Genomic DNA, 3,404 nt, shown 5'->3' with positions numbered 1-3,404 from the left:
TAACCACTTCGTCCAAACCCTTTCGCAACGCTCCGCATTCCAAAACCGCGTTCACCGTATCCAGGCGATCGCAGAGTGGAAAGTTGCAGCCGAAGCCATGGCCTGAGATCGATCCTCAAGGCAGAAGCATCCCACGCATCCGAATTCAAGTTAAGGTGACATCGCCTAATCTGTGCATGTTGAGGAAAGCTTCCCCTTCGGCCTTGGCAATAGACGAAGCCTCGCCGGTCTCCGGCGTCCGTGTGCGATGTCTGTCCCAAACACGGAAGACGGAGCGTTTGTCACCGAAGCCTTCTATGTTATGCAGGTGCTCAAGGGTAAAAGTTCGCGGGGAAGAGGGATGGAAGCCAAGGCTTCTATAAGATTATGCGAATTCAAAATTTGCCTTTCACCGACAGGCATCTCTTCCTTGAAACTCTATCCGGCGGTCCCATATCGCGCTCAAAACTGATACGAACAATGACATGCGCAATTTTCTCGAAACCAAGTTTGGACCGGCAGAACTCAATATCCTCCATACCGCGTTGGAAGAATGGTGCGAGATCAATTACATCTCACGACTCGACCCTGATCGGGAGATCGCTGCTGCAGTGTTGATCACGCTGTTTCGGGAAGGCCACTCGTCCGTCACAGATTTGCTTTGCGCAGCGGAGCGGCACAAGGGCCTCAAAGACCTCGCGCATAGCCCGAAGATGGCCGAACATTCCGTGTTCGACGAGCAGCCGCTGAGCGTCAAAGCTTGCTCAAGATGAATGGTGAGCGGCATTGGACTGTTCTCGAGCTCGCAATGATAACGCCGTATAGAATCTGGACGTCCAATGACGTCCAACCCCTGGGCTTATGAAGCATACTCGTGGCGGACTAAGATCTGTCCCCCGACAGAGAGGAAAGAGCAGTTTCGTTCGCGGGGTCTTGAGATTTGGATCGTGGAGAACGACGAATCAGGAGGTTTCGGCGAATACTGGCCCACTGCCATGTCCTGGCGGTCCCGCGTTGGCTTACTGGTAACCTCGCTTAACCCCAATGCATTGAATGCAGCCGATCACGACGTGCGGCGGACCGGATAGCGAAATGCGCCCCGCAAGGGCCCCACAGTGGAAAAATACTCTTTTCCCTTTTTTCCGCCTCGTCTTAGAAACGCGATTGGGATTAGATCTCGCTATCTGATTCACGAGTTCCGCCCTTTGCGTATCATATTCCTGCTCCTTGTTACCATTTCGGCGCTTTCCTCCTGCGCCCGTCCGGGACCCGAAACCCTGAAGGTGGTCGCACCTGTAAATCACGCGACGCGTGTTGCAATCCTCGTCGCGACTGACCGCGTTCCGGACAGTGACAAGAGCGGGGCCTATACTGCGGGGCGAGGTGATCGCTTGCGGTACTCCGAAGTGACCATCTCCATTCCGCCTACACATCAGCTATCGAAGATCGAGTGGCCTGTCTCCAAGCCCGATCCTCATACATCATTCGCGGTCATCGGCAGACGTGAACTGACAGCTAATGAATTCGCGAGGCTTGCGCGTGGGGTGTCCGTATCGCCTACCTACGGCCGTGCGGGTATCTTTGTACATGGCTACAATTACAGCCATCAGGAAGCGCTGTTCCGACTGGCGCAGATGGCGGCAGATTCGAAGGTCAAGGAAAGGGCCATTCTTTTCGATTGGCCATCGCAGGCAGAGGTAACGGGCTATGTCGCTGACAAGGATTCGGCCGCTTTCGCGCGGGACGACTTCGCGCAGGTCCTGTCAAATCTCTCGGCCGCCGGCGTGCGTCCCACGATTATGGCGCACAGCATGGGTGCGTGGCTGGCAGTCGAGTCGATCCGGCAATTGTCGCTCATGGGGAAGACGGAGGTTATTCACGCGATCGATCAGCTGGTTCTTGCGGCGCCTGACATCGACATCGACCTATTACGCAAACAATTGTCGGTCACTGACAGGCTTACTAAGCCAATTGTCGTACTGGCGTCGAAGGACGACATTGCACTGGCACTCTCCAAACGGCTCGCAGGATCCGCCGCGACAGCGGGCTCGCTGGATATCGATGATCCAAGAACGCGAGAACTCGCCATAGCGGAAAATCTCGATATCGTCGACATATCAAAGATCCCCTCGCTGAACGGCACCAACCATGATCGGTTTGCATCACTGGCAGCTGTCTATCCGCAGTTACGGCAAGGCTTCTCAAATCCTGTAGCGGGAACCGGTGCGGTCGTATTGAATGGAGTGGGCGGCGCGATCTCGGCGCCGTTCAGACTCGGGGGTGCAATCCTTGCTCATTAATGTATTCTTCGCGGATCCGATCAATGGTATTCACGTTTACACCGACGGTTCATTCGACCCTCTAGCCGGTCGGGGAGGCTGGGCTTTTGTGGTCATGGAGGATGGCACGGAAATTCACGATGAACGCGGTCGCCAAACCGGGACAGGCAACAACGGGTTCGAGGTGCTTGCGATGATCAAGGCCCTTACATGGATCGAAACTACTGCGGCAGCCAGAGACGTTGTGCTGTGGACAGACTCTTTTCACGTCATGGAGGGTTGTCATCGTTGGCGAAAGATCTGGCGGACGAACGGTTGGAAGCGAATAAATGCCAACGTTCATGCTCGTCGCAGACGCATTCCGGACGCCGATCTTTGGCGGCAGCTCGATGCGTTACTCGAGCGCAATTCCATTGTCCACATCAAATGGTGCAAGGGACATGCTGCCACTCCCGGCAATGTGAGAGCTGACATTCTGGCGCGGGCCGTTGTAAAGGAACCTGCGTGCTCGTTTCCGACGGACCCAAAGGCTTACGATTTCAGCTGACGCAGCAGGAGAATTACGGGGTTGGCGGTTCGTATCGGTTCAAGAGCTTGATCGAGACTCATAGTCGATTTGAAAAATTTTGCCATCGACAGGTATCTTTAGCCTATCTAGGAGACCCGAATGGCGACGATGAATGTATCCCTGCCGGACCCCATGAAAGATCGGGTTGAAGCTCAAGCCAAGACCGGTAGGTACTCCAATGCGAGTGATTACGTCAGAGATTTGATACGCAGAGACCAAGCTCGTACGGACAAGGTTGCCGAGATGCAGCGCTTTGTCGACGACGGTATTGAAAGCGGCGTTGGAAGCCATTCGGCGGACGAGCTGTTTGCTGTAGCCACAGCGCGAGCAGAGATCAGTCGCGGACGCGACTGATGCCGTTCAGCCTATCGGTCCAAGCGGAAGAGGATATCATTTCCATCGCGGAAGAAGGCATCCGCGTTTTCGGTGCACTTGCTGCCAAACGGGCGATGTCACGGTAACGCCTTGTGAGGAGCGGTTGCGATAGACGCACGTGCATGACCATCTCGCCAGTCAGTTACAAGCGCCATCGCTTCCCACCCCAGGTCATCGCCCACGCGGTCTGGCTCTACTTTCGG

At 55.3% G+C, this 3,404-nt stretch carries 4 protein-coding genes and 2 pseudogenes; all 6 read left to right on the top strand.

The annotated features are described in order from the left end of the window. Window positions 1-464: 464 nt before the first annotated feature. Window positions 465-752: a hypothetical protein gene (locus ACI3K0_RS30595; RefSeq protein WP_206829632.1), complete on the top strand. Its 288-nt coding sequence runs from the start codon at window positions 465-467 to the stop codon at window positions 750-752. A gap of 633 nt (window positions 753-1,385) precedes the next feature. Then, entirely contained in the window at window positions 1,386-2,279 is an 894-nt protein-coding gene (locus ACI3K0_RS30590; protein ID WP_404946973.1) for an alpha/beta hydrolase, read from the top strand. Further along, on the top strand, window positions 2,269-2,805 hold the full coding sequence (locus tag ACI3K0_RS30585; RefSeq protein WP_404946972.1) for a ribonuclease H: 537 nt from the start codon (window positions 2,269-2,271) through the stop codon (window positions 2,803-2,805). The genes ACI3K0_RS30590 and ACI3K0_RS30585 overlap by 11 nt, the downstream gene beginning before the upstream one ends. A gap of 120 nt (window positions 2,806-2,925) precedes the next feature. After that, window positions 2,926-3,180, top strand: coding sequence for a type II toxin-antitoxin system ParD family antitoxin (locus ACI3K0_RS30580; protein WP_206829635.1), 255 nt, complete (start codon window positions 2,926-2,928; stop codon window positions 3,178-3,180). After that, a pseudogene (locus ACI3K0_RS30575) lies at window positions 3,180-3,272 on the top strand (type II toxin-antitoxin system RelE/ParE family toxin); the annotation flags it as partial. The gene ACI3K0_RS30580 and the pseudogene ACI3K0_RS30575, both read left to right, overlap by 1 nt. Before the next feature lie 51 nt (window positions 3,273-3,323). Beyond that, window positions 3,324-3,404: pseudogene (locus ACI3K0_RS30570) on the top strand (IS6 family transposase); the annotation flags it as partial.

Origin of the sequence: Rhizobium sp. ZW T2_16 (genome assembly GCF_044987325.1) — a bacterium.
GTDB classification, from domain to species: Bacteria; Pseudomonadota; Alphaproteobacteria; order Rhizobiales; family Rhizobiaceae; genus Neorhizobium; species Neorhizobium cellulosilyticum.
The sequence above is the reverse complement of the archived record's forward strand: the minus strand, read 5'-3'. Positions and strand labels throughout refer to the sequence as shown.